Annotated in this window: 12 protein-coding genes; 6 read left to right on the forward strand and 6 right to left on the reverse strand. The window is 45.9% G+C overall.

Annotated elements, in window-relative coordinates; translation table 11 throughout:
* Window positions 1–98 precede the first annotated feature (98 nt).
* The 3 genes from AB4405_RS05005 to AB4405_RS05015 all read right to left on the reverse strand — a co-directional run bounded on the left by AB4405_RS05005 (window position 99) and on the right by AB4405_RS05015 (window position 3,818).
* Window positions 99–1,238, reverse strand: coding sequence for a glycerate kinase (locus AB4405_RS05005; protein ID WP_372059872.1), 1,140 nt, complete (start codon window positions 1,236–1,238; stop codon window positions 99–101).
* A 9-nt stretch (window positions 1,239–1,247) separates the two neighbouring features.
* Entirely contained in the window at window positions 1,248–2,513 is a 1,266-nt protein-coding gene (locus AB4405_RS05010) for a GntP family permease (protein WP_372059873.1), read from the reverse strand.
* A 162-nt stretch (window positions 2,514–2,675) separates the two neighbouring features.
* Window positions 2,676–3,818, reverse strand: a complete 1,143-nt coding sequence (locus AB4405_RS05015) for a sugar diacid recognition domain-containing protein (protein ID WP_102469806.1) — start codon at window positions 3,816–3,818, stop codon at window positions 2,676–2,678.
* Window positions 3,819–3,907: 89 nt separating this feature from the next.
* Between AB4405_RS05015 and AB4405_RS05020 the strand changes: the two genes are divergently transcribed.
* The 6 genes from AB4405_RS05020 (at window position 3,908) to AB4405_RS05045 (ending at window position 9,989) form a co-directional block, all read left to right on the forward strand.
* The gene (locus AB4405_RS05020; protein ID WP_372059875.1) at window positions 3,908–4,282 is read left to right on the forward strand and encodes a YacL family protein; all 375 of its coding nucleotides are present in this window, start codon (window positions 3,908–3,910) and stop codon (window positions 4,280–4,282) included.
* A gap of 197 nt (window positions 4,283–4,479) precedes the next feature.
* On the forward strand, window positions 4,480–4,818 hold the full coding sequence (glnK, locus tag AB4405_RS05025; protein WP_102469808.1) for a P-II family nitrogen regulator: 339 nt from the start codon (window positions 4,480–4,482) through the stop codon (window positions 4,816–4,818).
* 18 nt (window positions 4,819–4,836) lie between these two features.
* The gene (locus AB4405_RS05030; RefSeq protein ID WP_102469955.1) at window positions 4,837–6,066 is read left to right on the forward strand and encodes an ammonium transporter; all 1,230 of its coding nucleotides are present in this window, start codon (window positions 4,837–4,839) and stop codon (window positions 6,064–6,066) included.
* Between the two features lie 171 nt (window positions 6,067–6,237).
* On the forward strand, window positions 6,238–7,248 hold the full coding sequence (locus AB4405_RS05035) for a Fe(3+) ABC transporter substrate-binding protein (RefSeq protein WP_372059877.1): 1,011 nt from the start codon (window positions 6,238–6,240) through the stop codon (window positions 7,246–7,248).
* 84 nt (window positions 7,249–7,332) lie between these two features.
* Entirely contained in the window at window positions 7,333–8,958 is a 1,626-nt protein-coding gene (locus AB4405_RS05040; RefSeq protein ID WP_372059879.1) for an ABC transporter permease, read from the forward strand.
* The gene (locus AB4405_RS05045) at window positions 8,958–9,989 is read left to right on the forward strand and encodes an ABC transporter ATP-binding protein (RefSeq protein WP_372059880.1); all 1,032 of its coding nucleotides are present in this window, start codon (window positions 8,958–8,960) and stop codon (window positions 9,987–9,989) included. The genes AB4405_RS05040 and AB4405_RS05045 overlap by 1 nt, the downstream gene beginning before the upstream one ends.
* Before the next feature lie 269 nt (window positions 9,990–10,258).
* On the opposite strand, the gene AB4405_RS05050 is transcribed toward AB4405_RS05045, so the two are convergent.
* The 3 genes from AB4405_RS05050 to AB4405_RS05060 form a co-directional block, all read right to left on the reverse strand.
* A complete protein-coding gene (locus AB4405_RS05050) occupies window positions 10,259–11,671 on the reverse strand; it encodes a phosphoglucomutase/phosphomannomutase family protein (protein ID WP_372059882.1) in 1,413 nt (470 codons plus the stop codon).
* A gap of 56 nt (window positions 11,672–11,727) precedes the next feature.
* On the reverse strand, window positions 11,728–14,133 hold the full coding sequence (locus AB4405_RS05055) for a GH36-type glycosyl hydrolase domain-containing protein (RefSeq protein WP_372059883.1): 2,406 nt from the start codon (window positions 14,131–14,133) through the stop codon (window positions 11,728–11,730).
* 92 nt (window positions 14,134–14,225) lie between these two features.
* Complete coding sequence (locus tag AB4405_RS05060; protein ID WP_372059884.1) at window positions 14,226–16,139, reverse strand: beta-N-acetylhexosaminidase; 1,914 nt, start codon at window positions 16,137–16,139, stop codon at window positions 14,226–14,228.
* Between the last annotated feature and the right edge of the window lie 8 nt (window positions 16,140–16,147).

Genomic DNA, 16,147 nt, shown 5'->3' on the forward strand with positions numbered 1-16,147 from the left:
GAGCAGTCTTTTTTTTCATCGGTATGTCTCATTCAAAACGATGTGACACAAGTTGCGTTAGTGGTTTACGTGCCTATAAGCGTTAGTGCCTATAAGCGCTAGTGCGTAAAAGACATTGCGAGCGCAGCGGCGATATTGCGAGATGTCATCTCAACATTAAATGCGGCTTCTTTTAGAGCGGTCGGTAGATCCGTTGCGCCGAGCACGACGCTATAAACGGCATCAATGCCGTGGTCATAAACAACGTGACAGTCTTTAGCCGTACTTCCTGCGATGGCAATCACAGGCACCTGTGTTTGTTTTGCTGTTCGCGCTACACCGACCGGTGTTTTGCCGTGAATGGTTTGGCTATCAATACGCCCTTCTCCAGTGATGACAAGATCCGCATCTTTAACTACATCACTTAAATTCACAGCGTCCATCACTATCTGAATACCTGGACGTAGACTTGCATTAAATAGTCCAAGGAATGCGGCTCCGAGTCCACCCGCGGCGCCTGCGCCAGGGGTATGCTTAACGTCTTTGCCATTTGTTGCTTTAATTACATCAGCATAGTGAGAAAGGTTAGCATCCAATATGGCGACCATTGCAGGTGTTGCCCCCTTCTGCGGGCCAAATACCGCTGATGCGCCTTTATGACCACATAACGGGTTATCCACATCACAAGCGATTTCCAGTTTGATATCACCTAGGCGCGGGTCCATATCCTCGGTGTGGATTGAGGCTAATTTGCTTAGTTCGCCACCTCCGTAGCCTAGCTCATTACCATTGCTATCGCGTAGTTGAGCACCCAATGCTTGTACCATGCCTAGACCTGCATCATTGGTTGCGCTGCCACCGATACCAACAATGATATGTCTCACCCCCATATCTAAAGCCGCCTTAATAAGCTCACCAGTTCCATAAGAGGTAGTGACTAGCGGATCTCGCTTATCTGCGGGGACAAGATGGATACCAGAAGCTGCAGCCATTTCGATCACAGCCGTTGAACCATCACCAACAAGACCTAAAAAGCCGTCAACAGGTGCGCCAAGCGGACCGGTGACATTAACGGAAATCAATTCTCCACCCGTTGCATCAATAAGAGATTGAACGGTGCCTTCCCCTCCATCAGCCATAGGCAGTTTGACGTATTCAGCATCAGGAAAAACCTGCTGGAATCCATTTTCTATGGCTTGTGCGACTTCCATTGCGGTTAAGCTTTCTTTATATGAATCAGGAGCAATTACTATTTTCATGATAATACCTTATACAAATAAACCAAATACACCGAACATCATGACGGAGACAAATGCGATCACTAAACCTACAGCCGATTCGTAAGGGATCAATTTTAGCCGCTCCTTAATGTCCATATGAACCGCACCGCCCGTAGCGTGGAAGAAGCTGCCATGTGGCATGTGGTCAAGTACAGTTGCGCCAGAGTGGATCATGGCTGCGCCAGCGAGAGCTGGGACGCCGAGTTCTAGAATGGTGCCGCTGAATACACTGGACGCAACAGCTGTACCGGCCGTTGTTGATGCCGTTGCTAGAGCCATCATGGCACCAGAGATAGGTGCTAATAAATAAGACGGTAATCCTGAAGCGGTAAGTACATCAATCAAACCATCTTTCAGCGCTGAGTTTGCAATGATGCCTGCCAGTGTCCCTGTCCCTAGCAACATCACGGCAACTGGCGCCATACGAGTTAGGCCCGAAACAGCAAAGTGGTTCGTGTCGGCGAATCGACCCATGACAACAGCGCCTATTAGGCCACCTAATGGCAGTGCGATGAGCGGGTCAACATTGATGCCTGCAATTGGTCGTAAAGAAAGCAGAGCGATGGCGACCATAGGGGCAACAATAGCCGCACTGAAGGAAGGCAGCTTAGAATGGTCAACAGCGACCACCTCGCTTTTTGTGACTTTTGAGCCCTTATTGATAAGCTTTTTAGCAATAAAGTACGCAACGAACATACCGCAAAGACCGGGAATAACACCGGCAGCCATGACGGAAGTCAGAGGGACATTAAAGGCGTCAGCGGCGGCGATAGCATTTGGGTTTGGCGACATAATATTACCGGCTTTACCACCACCGACCATCGCTAATAAAATCGCCGTTTTGGAAATATCAGCGCGATGTGCGATGGCTAGGGCGATAGGCGCAACAGTAATAACAGCAACATCCACAAACACGCCTACGGCGGTTAGGATCATAGTCGCGACCGCCAATGCCAATAAAGCGCGTGTTTCTCCCACCTTTTTGACAATCGTTTCAGCAATGGATGTGGCCGCCCCTGATTCAATCAACACACCAGCAAGCACGCCTGCTGCGAGTATACGAAGCACAGCAGTGACAATGCCTTGCGCACCACCAATCATGAGACTCACCGTATCGGTCAGTGAAACGCCGCCGACGACGCCGCCAACCAACGCGCCAATCATCATGCCATAGGCGGGTGGTACTTTTTTAAGTATGAGGCCAATAGCCACAACAAGGGCCGCTAAGGCGCCAAGAGTCGAAACTTCGATCATTATCAATTTTCCGTTAATTGTTATCAGTATTGTTAGGCGCAGAGTAACGCCCTGTTTTGAGCAAGGTTACCGATCGTATAGCGGTATTTCTTTATGCGAAGTGACAGATTTAGAGTGGAGATACACACATTAATTGTGCTGTTGCACAGTTATTGTGTGGGGTTATAGACATTTTAGGGCGAGATATAGTTGGATTTTATCCTCTAACTTGTTGATATCTAAGGATGTGATTGACTCGATCTTGTCTATTCGGTAACGAAGGGTGTTTCTATGAATATGTAGTGATTCACAAGTTTGAGCTAGATCGCAATTATGTGCAAAAAAGAGACGCAGCGTTTTGACAAGAACCTGTTTAGCGTCAGATTGAATGAGCTTTTCCAGGGGGGCCTTCAATTGTTGGGCGCGCCAGGGGTCATTCTTGATATTGCTGACCAAGACCGAAAGCTTGTGGTCGTGATAAAACAGAATGGATTTTGCTTTTGGTTCACTGATCGCCATCGTTGCTTTAGCTGTTTCATAAGACTTTGCTAGCCCGATAACGCCAGGGAAATAATCCCCAAGCGCCATCTGAATAGAGAAATCACATTCGTTATCGATTCGCCTCAGCAGTTTGGCGGCTCTTTTTTGTTCCTCTTGTCGGTTCCAAACAGAGTGACTCATGGTAATCGGCTTTAATACCACTATCTCATTCATCGATACTGATACGATACCGACAATGTTATCTCGCTCAGGAAACTCAAGCAGGTGTGTGAGGCGCTGTAAATGCTCTAATGTTAGTGTCTCTTTGGGTCTTGGAATGACCTTGATGACGGCGGCTACACGAGGTTGATCCAAGTCGAGATCTAACCGTTGAGCGATAGATAATAGTTGGCCTTCGTTCAGGCTGGTACCTTGAATAAGCTGTAATAATAACTCTTCTCTATGCCGTTTATCCCATTGAATTTGATGCATTAGCGCAGCTTGTTCAACAATGAGTTCCGCTGTCATTTTGACCAACTCCCCATAGCTACGAACCTCTTCTGGGGTGCCTGAAACCCCGACAACCCCAATGACGTTACCGTCGTAAATAATGGGTAGGTTGATGCCTTTTTTTACGCCAGATAGAGTGGAAGCAACGGCGTCATTAATCTCAATAATGCGGTTGTCTTTGATGGCTAAGAGTGCTCCATCATGGATGTGATGCAAACGAGCAGGATCGCTGGAACCAATAATGACACCACTGTCGTCCATAACATTGATCGAATGACGAATGATTTTTTTCGCTCTATCGACAATTTGTTTTGCTATCAGGGCGTTAAGTTGCATGACATCTTCTCTGTGCGACGAATATTTTGAGTATACCCGAGAACTTAAAAATTTGAGGTATAATCATTAGGTTATTGCTAAGAGACAACATGATGGAATTCGAATTTATTAAAAACTCACTGACAGGAGAATACCTAGTACGGTGTGAAATGGGGCATGAAGTATTAGCTCGTTTATTTCAAGAAGAGATCTCTACAAATGATCAGGTTATTACAGAGATTAAGAACCAACTTACCTCGGCGGCTCAGTATCCAAGCAAAGAGTTTCGCTGGGAAGGGAAGGAGATTTCATTGAGTATTCTTGAGTCTGAAGTACATGTATTTGAAAACTGTCTTAATTTTGATGTGACGAATGATAATGTCGAGGAGTTTGAGCTCTATAGCAGCGAGAGTTTTAGTGAGTCCGGCCTTGAAGATTTTAACGCAGTAATCAAGCAATGGGAGCGCTTTATTCACAATAGATAAAACGATTTGCACTTTAATAGTGCTCTTTGCTTGGGTTGCATTAATTTCGTGAACAGCTCGCACCATTATGGTGCGAGCTGTTTTCATTTCTATAACATGATTTCTATGTTTTCTTATTTTTCAATGACTTAAAAACTTGGCATGCACCTTGAAAGCTCTATTCTCATAACGGGATACAACACGGCGAAAGGGATGCTATGAAACTTATTAACGCGATTATTAAACCATTTAAACTGGACGACGTACGTGAGGCGCTTGCTGATGTAGGTGTTGAGGGTATGACAGTTTCAGAGGTCAAAGGATTTGGCCGACAAAAGGGACACACTGAACTTTACCGTGGTGCAGAATATCAGGTCGATTTTTTACCTAAAGTGAAGATTGAGATTGCAACGCACGCCGACAATGTCGACCGTGTTGTTGAGGCTATCTCAAATGCAGCGCAAACAGGAAAAATTGGTGACGGTAAAATATTCGTGTACGACCTAAGCCAGGCCGTTCGTATTCGTACTGGTGAAATGGATGCGGAAGCACTTTAAGGGATTGGAGACATTATGATGGAATTAGCAACGACTGTAAGCGAACTACGTTACGCGCTGGACACTTTTTACTTTCTTATTTCAGGCGCACTTGTTATGTGGATGGCAGCGGGTTTTGCCATGTTAGAGGCGGGTTTAGTTCGCTCTAAAAATACCACTGAAATATTAACCAAAAACTTTTGTTTGTATGCCATTGCTTGTACTTGTTATTTAGTCGTCGGTTATCACATCATGTACGTCGATAACGCAGAGGCGGGTTGGTTGCCTTCATTTGGCGCATTGATTGGTACGCAAGCTGAAGGGGCGGATCATTCACTTGAGTCAGATTTCTTCTTCCAAGTGGTGTTTGTTGCAACCGCAATGTCGGTGGTATCCGGTGCAGTAGCAGAACGTATGAAGCTGTGGTCTTTCCTTATCTTTGCGGTAGTTTTGACGGCGTTTATTTATCCTATGGAAGGGTATTGGACATGGGGTGGAGGCTTCCTAGCTGAAGCGGGCTTTAGTGACTTTGCTGGCTCTGGTATTGTACATATGGCTGGTGCTTCAGCGGCGCTTGCGGGTGTATTGCTGCTAGGTGCACGTAAAGGTAAGTATGGGAAAAATGGTGAAATATATCCAATCCCAGGTTCAAACATGCCTTTAGCGACGCTGGGTACCTTTATCCTATGGTTAGGTTGGTTTGGCTTTAACGGTGGCTCTCAATTGATGGTCTCTGATTTCGAGAATGCAACCGCAGTAGGACAAATCTTCTTAAATACCAATGCTGCCGCTGCAGCGGGCGCTATCGCCGCGTTGTTAGTTTGTAAGACCACATGGGGCAAAGCTGACCTGACGATGATTTTGAATGGTGCATTGGCTGGCTTGGTCGCGATTACCGCTGACCCGTTATCACCATCACCGGTTTATTCGGTTGCGATTGGTGCAGTGGCAGGCGTATTAGTCGTATTTAGTATCATCGGTTTAGATAAAATTAAGATTGATGATCCAGTGGGTGCTATCTCAGTACACGGTGTGTGTGGGTTCTTTGGCCTAATGGTGGTTCCACTGAGTAATGGTGACGCAACGTTTGGTGCTCAGCTTCTTGGTGCTGCGGTTATCTTTGCCTGGGTATTTGCTGCAAGCTTAGCGGTTTGGGCGGTACTTAAAGCGACGATTGGTATTCGTGTATCGGAAGAAGAAGAGCTGGAAGGTATGGACATGCACGATTGTGGTGTTGGCGCATACCCTGAGTTTGTAACTTCAAAATAAGATATTAAGCTGCATTAAAGTTACCAATGCATACACATACTGTTACATAGTTGATAAAAAACCTGTCCCTAGTGACAGGTTTTTTTATATCAGATCATTGTTTTCTAGCAGAAGATGCATATAATAACGCAACTGATAAACGTTCTCATTTTGAATTAAAGGAACTTAATAATGAAAAAACTGCTAGCCCTTTCAGCAATCGCCGTAGGATTTGCTGCACCAGCAATCGCCGCTGAAGAAGTCAACGTTTACTCTTACCGTCAACCGTTTCTTGTAGAGCCGATGTTCAACGAGTTCACTAAAGAAACGGGTATTAAGGTCAATGTAAAGTTTGCTAAAAAAGGATTAGCAGAAAAGCTACAACAAGAAGGTGAATACAGTCCTGCTGATGTCGTTCTAACAACTGATATCAGTCGCCTCGCTGAACTAACAGACAAAGACGTTGTTCAGGCTGTTGATAGCGAAGTAATTGCCGCTAATGTTCCGGCTCAATACCGAGATAAAGAGAACGAATGGTTCGCGCTAACACTGCGTACGCGTAATGTGTACTCATCAAAAGATCGCGTTGGTAAATTAGGTGATGACTTTAACTATGCCGATTTAGCCAAGCCTGAATATAAAGGCAAGATCTGTACTCGCAGCGGCAAACACCCGTATAACGTCTCTCTTGTTTCTTCGATGATCGCTCACCATGGTGAAGCGGAAACGAAAGCGTGGCTGGAAGGCGTTAAGGCTAACCTAGCGCGTAAGCCTCAAGGTAATGACCGTGGTCAAGTGAAAGCGATTAAAGAAGGCCTTTGTGATGTGTCTTTAGGTAACAGCTATTACCTTGGTAAGATGGTTAACGACAAAGAGCAAAAAGCGTGGGCGGATGCGGTTTACATTAACTTCCCGAATCAAGAAACAGAAGGTACACACGTTAATATCAGCGGAATGGCAATGGCAAAATTCTCGCCTAACAAAGAGAATGCCCTAAAGCTTATGGAATTTTTAACGGGTGATACCGCGCAACAAATGTATGCTGAAGTAAACTTTGAATACCCAGTAAAAGAGGGTGTTAAGCGCTCTGAACTGGTGGAGTCATGGGGTGACTATAAAGCAGATATGGTGTCACTTGATGACATCGCTGGCTACCATAGCGCTGCAATCAAATTGTTAGATGAAGTTAAGTTCGACCTTTAACCGATAAAAAGGGGTATAATGCCCCTTAATTGGTTCCGGTTACTGAACATCTCGACTCTATGTCGCCTGATGTATGTTTAGGCAATGAAAGAAAAAAATGTAGTTTGGAAAACCAGTAGTGGAGTGCTTACTCTGTTACTGGTTTTACCTATTTTAGCGATCTTCTATACAGCACTTGGTGAAACAAGTGACATCTTCTCGCACCTTTTTAATACGGTGATGCCGACTTACACCATGAATACGGTGTTGTTAGTCGCGGGTGTGCTTGTCCTTTCTTTATGTCTCGGTGTCCCTAGCGCATGGTTTATGGCCATGTGTAAGCTGCCATCGGAAAAAGTACTGCAATGGGCGTTGGTGCTTCCTCTCGCGATGCCTGGCTATATTATCGGTTATATCTTTACCGATTGGTTCGATTTTTCCGGACCGATTCAAATCTGGTTGCGCAATGTATTTGAATGGGGAGTAGGCGATTATTGGTTCCCCGATATACGAACAGTAGGGGGCGCGACGGTCGTCTTGTCTCTCGTACTGTATCCATATGTTTACCTGCTATGCCGCGCCGCTTTTATGGAGCAAAACGTCTCCTTACTTCAGTCTGCAAGATTATTAAAGTGCACGCCATTCGAAAGTTTTTGGCGCATCTCGTTGCCTCTTGCGCGTCCTTCTATCGCGGTTGGTTTGTCGCTGGTGGCGATGGAAACCATTGGTGACTTCGGCACGGTGAGCTACTTTGCCGTCAACACTCTGACAACGGCGGTGTATGATACGTGGCTAGGATACTCAAGCTTGAGTGCAGCCGCTAAAATATCGGCCTTAATGATGGTCGTTATTGTGCTGTTACTTGGGGCTGAGCGCTACAGTCGACGTCGACAGAAACTGTTTCAAAGCCAATATAATAGCCATGAAGATTTTCGTTACCAGCTCACTGGCTGGAAGAAGTGGTTTGCGGTTACTTGGTGCTGGGGCTTAGTGTCGATAGCCTTTATTCTCCCGTTAGGTCAGCTTGTCATCTATGCGTATAAGTATTTTGCGCAGAGTTGGACGCCTGAATTTCAAACCTACGCCATCAATAGTCTTAAGGTGTCAATCGCCGCTGCATTGATAGCCGTGCTGATTGCACTTGTCGTAAACTTCTACCGCCGATTATCGCCGAACACCTCTAGCCAAATTTTTATGCGAGCCAGCTCATTGGGTTACGCCGTTCCCGGCACTGTGTTAGCTATCGGTGTCATGGTACCTGTTATTTTCATGGACCACGCTGTTAATGATTTCGCTGTTTGGATGGACTGGAAGCGACCTGGGCTTATCTTTTCTGGGTCGATGTTTGCTATTGTTGTTGCCATGGTCGTTCGCTTTTCTGCGGTTGCTATTGGCAGCATAGAGACCAGTTTAAGTAAGATATCACCATCACTGGATATGGCTTCTCGTACGATGGGCTGTAAGCAAAATCAAATGTTGGCTCGGGTGCACTTTCCTCTTATCAAGCGTGGCATTTTGATTGCTGGGTTATTGGTATTCATTGAGTCGATGAAAGAGCTGAATGCCGCCTTATTGTTACGCCCGTTCAACTTCGAAACGCTCGCAACCTATGTGTATAACTTTGCTTCTGATGAACATTTGGAGCTGGCGGCGATGCCCGCTGTCTTATTAGTTCTCGTTGGGCTTATCCCTCTCATCATTGTTAATCGATCTCTGGAGCAACCCCACTAATGACAACCGCTCTGTCTATTGAAAATCTATCCTGCCAATATGAATCTCAAATGATACTGGAAGCTCTGTCGCTAGAGGTTAACCAAGGTGAAATTGTGTGTTTGTTGGGGGCGAGTGGTTGTGGGAAAACCACGTTACTCAAAGCGATAGCTGGCTTATTGCCATTGGCTGGCGGCACCATGACGCTGAACGACAATGTTATTGATGATGGAAAGACATGGTTGCCCCCTGAGCAGCGTAATATAGGTATGATTTTTCAAGATTATGCCCTGTTTCCTCACTTAACCGTTGCTGAAAACGTTGCCTTTGGACTCAAAGGTCACTCAAAGGGAATGCAGGATTCTATTGTTAATGACGCACTCTCTTTGGTGCACTTAGAGGCATTTAAAGCACGGTATCCACATCAACTGTCTGGCGGCCAACAACAACGGGTTGCCATTGCACGAAGCTTGGCTTACAAGCCCGATCTGTTGCTCCTAGATGAGCCATTCTCAAACATTGATACGCAGGTCCGCCATGAGCTAATTCGAGAGATTCGAAAGATTTTCAAGAAACAAGGTATTACCGCTATCTTTGTCACCCATAGTCGAGAGGAAGCTTTTGCTTTTGCAGACAAAATGGCAGTGATGAACGAGGGGGTCATTGAACAGTATGGCAGTGCTTCAGAGCTTTATTTTTGTCCATCAAGTAAATTTGTTGCCGACTTTTTAGGTGGCGGTAGCTATTTAGAAGCGACACATATTTTTGGCTCTACGTTTGATACGGAAATAGGACAGATAGCAGCGACATCTTGCAGCTTTATTGCCGAAGGTGCGACGTGTCAGTTGCTGGTTCGTCCACAACAAATCCAGCTTTCGTCTTCAGAGCAAAGCAGCATCCATGTGGTCGAGCAGCAGTTCATGGGCGACCATTGTCGTTATGTGGTGGATATCAAGGGTACACGTGTATTAGCTACCTCGATGGAAGCCTTGAATGTTGGACAAAGTGTGGCGGTAAGTGTCGAATCTCAAGGGATTGTCGCCTTTAGCTAAGACAGATAGTATCGAGTTAAGATAGATGCTATCGAGTGTTTTTAAGTTAAGTACGAGTAAGAATCCTGGGTTACTTTAAGCTGAGATTCGAACCCTAAAATGGGTAGCGAAAGACATAAAAAAGCCCGATAATTTCTCATCGGGCAAAATGTTCTCCACCTATAGGGTGTTTCTTGTGGCGGTGTTTACTGTTTACTTCGCGCTAAATAATATCGGCGCTACGATCAGGTAAACAGTCATTCGGTCCACAAGAAGTGAGGAAACAGAGACTACAATGACAAAAAGCCTTTCATCTGTTGAAGAACATGTTCGGCTTGTTCTTTATCTTCCATCTCACAGAAGATTCGTAAAAGAGGCTCAGTTCCCGAGAAACGAGCAATGACCCACCCCCCATTTTTGAAGTACACTTTCGCCCCATCCGCATAACTTACCTTATCAATATCGTAGCTAAATTCAGGTAACTGTTTTTCAATATAGAGTTTGTGATAAAGGCTATCCTTCTGTGCGGACTTGAATGTACAGTCGCCCTCTGCCGTGTACGCGTAACCATATTGAGAGTAAATATCGCTGAGTAACTCTGAGAGTTTCTTACCGGTAACACTCAGCATCTCAACAAGTAGGCTGGAAGCAAATACGCCATCCTTACCCTTGATGTGGCCACGAATGGTGAGACCTCCAGAGCTTTCACCGCCAATTAGCGAGTCGTCGGCTTCCATTTGAGCACTGATGTGCTTAAAGCCTACGGGTACCTCAAAGGCTCGCTGTCCATAGTGTGAGGCAATCTTGTCAAGCAGGTGTGTGGTTGCGATGTTACGCACGACAGACCCGGTCCATCCTTTGTATTCCAGCATGTAGTAATACAGCAGCATCAGCACCTCATTAGGGTGGATGAAATTGCCTTTTTCATCGATGATACCAAGGCGGTCTGCATCACCATCGGTACCGATGCCGATGTCATAGCCTTCTGCGGCGACAAGGTGTTTTAGGCGGTAAAGTGTCGCGGCGTTAGGTGAGGGCATTAAGCCACCAAAGTCGGGGTTTTTACCATCATTGATAACATCAACATCGCAGCGGCCATTGATCAAAACGGTTTGCAACGCATTCTTGGCTACACCAAACATAGGATCAATCAGCACTCGTAAATTGGCTTGTTTGATCGCTTCAATATCGATGAGGTTGATGATCGAATCTACGAACTGATTCATTGGGTTGATCTCAGTGATCTTGTGTTCTTGTATCGCGATGTCAAAGTCAAGGAGCCGAATTTGAGAGGCCGTTAAGGTTGCGATCTGAGATTCAATCTTCTCTGTGATGATCTCATCGGCGTCTCTACCACCCTCAATGAATACCTTAATGCCGTTGTAATCCGCTGGATTATGAGACGCAGTAATGCATGCTGAGTACGCACAATTCATTTCTTTTGCTTGATACATGACAATAGGTGTTGGCACAAATTTGTTAATAAAGCTGACTGGGATGTCATTGCCAGCCAGTACTTCTGCAAACCACTGGCCTGCTTTGTCGGATAAAAAACGTCGGTCATAGCCGATCACAAACCCTCGGTCTGCGACCTGTTCCTGATTGATTATGTTGGCAAGTGCTTGTGCCACGATTCTGACATTATCTCGGGTAAACTCTTCGCCAATAAATGCGCGCCAGCCACCGGTACCAAATTTAATCATAGCTTTCTCCTAACGAGCCCTGTCGGGCTCGTAATGTTGGTGAATCGATAGTGGAATTAACCCAGTACGACATGAACAAGGTTGACTGAGCCTTCAGGTTGAGGAGCAATCGCGCCGCTCGTATTGACGCCATTCAATGTGAGGGACTGCACGCCTTTGCTGACACCATTTGGATTTTCAACCTTGATTTGATACGTCGCGCCGCGCCACTCTCGCGTGACCTCAAAACCAGGCCAGTCGACAGGGATGCAGGGATCAACAATCAAGCCATCAAAACTTAACCTCACGCCGAGGATATAGTTGGTCGCGGCAAAGTAAGCCCAACCTGACGTGCCCGTTAACCAAGGGTGATTCGCTCGACCGTGATCCTGATGATCACGTCCCATCACGAATTGCACATAAGAATAGGGCTCAGTGATCCGGGTTTCTATGTTGTCATTTTGGTTGTAGGGGTTGAGTGCGTCGTAGAACTTCATTGCTTGGTCGCCACGGCCTAATTTTGCCTCAGCGACCCAAGCCCATGGGTTGGGATGAGAAAAGATCGCCCCATTTTCTTTTACGCCTTGATAAACACGAGTCACAAAGCCGATATCATCATTAGGCGTTGCAAATGACGGTGCATTGAGATGTAAGCCATAATCTGAATACAGGTACTCATCAACGGCGTTCATGGCTTTCTTGCCTCGCTCTTCCGTCACTGCGCCAGAGATCACCGCCCATGTGTTGGATTCAAGATGCACCTTTCCTTCAGCCTGTTGGTTGGTACCGACTTTATCGCCGGTTTTAGTGATACCTCGGATATACCAACCACCGTCATCATCCCAAAGATGAGTCTCACAGGCGTCTTGTACTTTTTTTGCCATCTGTTCATAACAGAGAGCGTCTTCAGATTTGTTTAAGTGCTTGGCAAGGTCGACAAACTCCTGCAACGCCCAGTAGTGAAGGAAGGCGACCATGGAAGATTCGCCACCGCCAAGATTAAGACAGTCATTCCAATCCGCTCTTAAGCCTTTTGCGATACCCGTCGCACCGACATGTTTATCGGTAAAATCCAATGCTGCTTTCATGTGTTCATACACAGTGGCATTACCGCCGTCAGCATAAGGGATGAGTTCGTCAAAGAACTCAGTCTCTCCGGTTTCCATCACATAGCGGCAAATGGTTGGGATCAACCATAAATGATCATCAGAACAGGTATCAGCAATGCCGTGGATCTTATCTTCGTCACTCGGCGTTGGAACCACGGTTGGCGATTTAGATGGTTCGACGTCGGCTTTCTCGGGATCAAACCAATCGGGGTCAAATAAGTGGAGGCCGTAGCCAGCTTTAACCTGACCACGCAGCAAGTCGATGATGCGTTTTTTCGTCATTTCAGGGTTAGAGTGCGGCACCGCCAATGCGTCTTGAGCGGTATCTCGATAGCCCAGTCCTGTGCGCCCACCGACCTCGATAAAGGAGGCAAACCGAGACCAGACTACACACGTTTCGGCCTGGTAGAGTGTCCATGCATTGAGCATGGTATCAAGTCCTTGGTTAGGCGATTTAACTTGGAATTTTGCGCAGCGTTCATCCCAGTGCGTCCGAATAGCCGCAAAGGCTTTATCAACCTCGCTAAGATCTTGATACTTCTCTCTCAGCCGTGCACCGTTGCCCTTGCCGATACCCAAGACATAAGCAAAACGCACCTCTTGGCCCGGTTGAATCGTGAATTGCTTATGCAGAGAACCACAATGGTTGTAACAGGTTTGTGTGTGATTAGAGCATTGACCACGCTCTACCGCGATGGGGTTTGATTCATCTCGGTAGAGGCCTAGGAAACTGTCTCGTTGGCCGTCATAGCTGTCAGGTTCAAACGTTGAGGCTAGGTAATAAAAGCCTTCTTTTTCATTGGTGTTGTAGAACAGGTCGTATTCAATCACGCCCTCCTGGTAATGAGTACCTGCGGAATACAGCGACATTTGATGGTTTTGATTGTCCGATGCAATGTGGCTAAAAGAGAACTCGACAAATGAAAAAGTACTAATGGTGCGCGGCTTATTACTGTTATTACGTAATACCACATCCCAGATTTCGGCATCTTCACCTTTAGGGATGAATAATGTTTTACTCGCCTCAATTCCGTTGTAATCACACTTGAATTTTGAATAAGACAAGCCATGACGCACTTCATATTGCGCTTCCTCTAGGCTCTTCGCGACAGGTTGCCAAGAGATAGACCAGTAATCACCTGTTTCATCATCTCTAAGGTAGACGTAGTGACCTGGTCTATCAAATGTTGCATTCGGTCTGAACTTAGTGACGCGGTTGTATTCTGGCGAATTGTAAAATGAATAGCCGCCTGCATTGTGTGAGATAACGGTACAGAACTTCTCTGTGCCGAGATAATTAGTCCATGGCGCTGGAACGTCGGGACGAGTGATTACATATTCACGATTGTCGTTATCGAAATAGCCGTATTGCATGAGTATATCCTTATGAAATCTAATCTTAATTTTCTAGCCGTGATCCTGGTCGTTAGTCTCGGTATGATCACCATTCTTGTTATCAAGTCAGCCTATTCTGACCAAGGAGGCCTGTATTGAATGCGTTGCCTGTCCAGCAAGGTTAAGTGCGGTTTTAGTCTTGCTAAAAAGTGTGAGTAATTTTTATTTAGGTTATGACTCCAAGCGGTTTCGGACAGGGCGAGTAAGCGTGGAAAAACCATATAGTCCAGGCGATCTTGATGGGCAATGAGCTCTGTCCACAGCGCGGCTTGGATACCTAATATGCGTTTATTAATGGGGTCATCATGGGCAATGTCCGACAGTGGTTCATACTGGTAAGCTTGCTCGAGTGAAATGACCGATGCCCAATCGACACCGGGTTCATCGCTGGTGAGCTCTTGAGCCATATCGAGATAGGTGGTTTGAGCGGGTTGAAGCACAACGTCGTAACCCATTTTTGCGCAATTGATGGCGGCCTCTTCACTTAACCACGAGTAAATAACGGTATCTTTACTGACTTTGTTACCAAAATGGGCTTCTTCCCAACCCAGCATTCGTTTACCGAGTGAGCGAAGTTTGTCCTCTGCGTATCTGAGAAGGTGCCCTTGCAGTTCTTTAGTGCTGTTATAGTCGTGGGTTTGCATGAGCTTTTGACAGCTTGGGCTGCTTGCCCAAGAACCAATTGGCACTTCATCAGCGCCGATATGCAGGTAAGGTGCTGGAAATAGCTGTGAGACTTCTTCCAATACGGTATCTAGAAATTGATACGTTCCTACAATACCAGGGGATAAGGTGTTATCGGTATAGTGCTGGACGCTACGGTAGGTAGAGCGATCATCGTGATCAACGAGCATCTCAGGCAGAGACTTAATGGCTGCTCGGCAGTGACCAGGGATATCAATTTCGGGTATCACTTGAATGCCACGAACGGCAGCGAACGCGACGATATCTTTGATTTCTTGTTGTGAGTAAAAACCGCCATATTTGTTCGAAATATGATGAAATTGTGGTTCTAACACTTCTTCTGGTCCGCGCCATGCGCCGATATCGGTCAGAGCTGGCAGTGCTTTTATTTCTATTCGCCATCCTTCATCGTCGGTAAGGTGCCAGTGGAATGTGTTGAACTTGTAGTGTGCCAATAGATTAATAAAGCGTTTTATTTCATCAACAGGCTGGAAGTGACGCGCGCTATCAAGCATGACACCACGGTAAGAAAAACGAGGTTTGTCTTGTATGGAAACAAACGGCACCGTTAATGTTTGTCTTGCTTCGTCAAAATGAAAAAGCTGGATTAGTGTGCTAGCCGCATAGATAAAACCAGCGTCAGATGTGGCTTCAATAGTGATACCTGAGCTATCGATATTGAGTTTGTATTCTTCTTTTGATAGCACAGGGCTGCGTTTGAAGTGAATGCCTTGTTGTCCAATGGACTTAGGCGTAATAGAAAATAAGCGTTCAACTTCTTGTTGTAGCCATTCGGCAGCGCCTTTACTCTCAGGGTGATCACAGGTGATCTGACTATACCGAGTGAGCTCAAACACGCCATCAGACTGTGTGAAACTCATTGGCTCAGGGATCAATTGGTGTGTATGTGAGTTAACATCAGGTGTTAGGGTGTGGTGGTGATGTGGGTCTTTCAGTACGATTGGCGATACGCTAACGCCTGCTCGAGATAGTGAGTCAGTATCTAGATACGCTTCTTTAATACCATCAGAAAGAAACCGGAAAGGGGCGGTTAAAATTGAAAACTCAACATAGACATGATGATTGGAATACAACACTGATTCTATTATATCGAGTGTACAAAAACTGCCTACTTGTGTGATCTGCCCACCTGAGATGCTACTTGGATCAATGTAGCGATCAAAGGTGAAACTTAGACGCCAATGTGCGTAGCTTTTTTCAGAAAGATTGTGCAGGGTTAAGCCAAAGCGACTGCCTTTCGTGTGGCTCTCTAGTACTGCGATATCGACGCGAAAATCCATAGTCATCC

The sequence above is a fragment of the Vibrio sp. 10N.261.51.F12 genome (assembly GCF_041471725.1).
Taxonomy (GTDB): Bacteria; Pseudomonadota; Gammaproteobacteria; order Enterobacterales; family Vibrionaceae; genus Vibrio.